Source organism: Microbacterium sp. CPCC 204701, assembly GCF_004010105.1.
GTDB lineage: Bacteria > Actinomycetota > Actinomycetes > Actinomycetales > Microbacteriaceae > Microbacterium.
This window is the reverse complement of record NZ_RRYE01000574.1, coordinates 1-1,370: the sequence shown is the minus strand read 5'-3', so window position 1 is coordinate 1,370 and position 1,370 is coordinate 1. Positions and strand designations below refer to the sequence as shown.

Below are 1,370 nucleotides of genomic sequence, written 5' to 3'. Positions count from 1 at the left end.
GCGCTGCTCATCGTCCGCGATCTGCTCGTAGGGCCCCGCCGCTACACCGACCTCAAGCAGGGGCTGCCCAAGATCCCCACCAACATCCTCTCCACGCGGCTCAAGGAGCTGCAGGAGGGCGGTGTGGTGCGCCGCGTGCCGCTGCCCAACTGCGGGCTGGTGTACGAGCTGACGCCGTACGGGCGCGAGCTCGAACCGGTCGTGCTCGCACTCGGTCGCTGGGGGTTTCAGCAGATGGGCGACCCGGGTGCGGACGACGTCGTGACGGCCGATTCGCTCACCATGGCGCTGCGCACCGCATTCCGGGCGGATGCCGCGGCCCCGCTGCCCGCGGCCGACTACGAGGTGCACGTCGCCGATGTCGTCCTCCGGGTGCAGGTCGACGGACCCGAGCTGCGCATCGCGCAGGTGCGGCCGGCCGGCCGGCCGGTGGACCCCAAGCTCGGGCCGCAGGCCTCGACCGCCGGCGACCCCGACCTGGTGTTCGCCGCGGGCCCCGGCATCCGTCGGCTCATCTCGGGAGAGGTCACGCCCGCCGAGGCGATCGATCGAGGGATCCTCGCCGTCGTGGCCGGTGACCCCGGACTGCTGGAGCGGTTCGCCGAGACGTTCTCGATTCCGCTCGGCCCGGAACGGCGCTCATTGCTGAGATGACGCCGCGACGCGATGGGCTCAGCCGAGCGGTGGCGCGAGCGGCGGTGCGATCGGCTCCGTCGGCTGCGGCGGAAGCGCCGTGATCGTGAACTCAGCGAGACGCCCGAGCCGTCCCGTGATGGGGTCGACATAGCGGATGCCGATCACGTGCTCTCCGGGATTCGTGTTGAAGACGAACCGGCTCAATGGAGCGCCGATGAGCTCATGCCTGATGCCGCTCGTGACGCCGTCGACCCAGACCACGACCGTCTCACCCGCGAGGCCGTCGAGGAGGAGTGAAAGGTCGTTGTCCACTCCCACGGTGTCGGCGGTTTCGAGTTCGGACGCGGGTGTTCCGTTCCCGGCAGTGACGACGGGCGCCGGGAGCGTGAACGGGCCCACCGCCGCGCTCGGCGGGGACTCGAGCAGCGCCGGCGCCGTCTGCACCGCGCGCACCGACATGCCCTCCCGGAGGAGATCTGCGGGGATGTCGGCGATGAACGTGCCGTCAGGATCGACCGTGGTCTGGGTGAGCGTCGCGCCGAGTTCATCGATGAGCACGACAGCCGCGCCGGGTACGCCCGTACCGGTGATCGCGTCGGGCACGAGGGCGTCGAGGTCTGCCACCGGTTGCAGCACCGGCGCAGTCGTGCGTGCGGGCGGGGGCGGTTCCGGAGTCGGGGTCGGGGTCGGGCCTGGGCCCGGGGTCGGGCCTGGGCCCGGGGTCGGGGTCGGGC

Annotated in this window: 2 protein-coding genes; one reads left to right on the top strand and one right to left on the bottom strand. The window is 71.9% G+C overall.

Annotated features, from left to right (window positions below; all coding sequences use genetic code 11):
- Positions 1–654, top strand: a 654-nt coding sequence (locus EIO58_RS18005) for a winged helix-turn-helix transcriptional regulator (RefSeq protein ID WP_127820565.1), incomplete at its 5' end; no start/stop codon positions are given.
- A gap of 18 nt (positions 655–672) precedes the next feature.
- Here EIO58_RS18005 and EIO58_RS18000 read toward each other — a convergent pair.
- Positions 673–1,272, bottom strand: coding sequence for an Ig-like domain-containing protein (locus EIO58_RS18000; protein WP_205789389.1), 600 nt, complete (start codon positions 1,270–1,272; stop codon positions 673–675).
- Positions 1,273–1,370 lie beyond the last annotated feature (98 nt).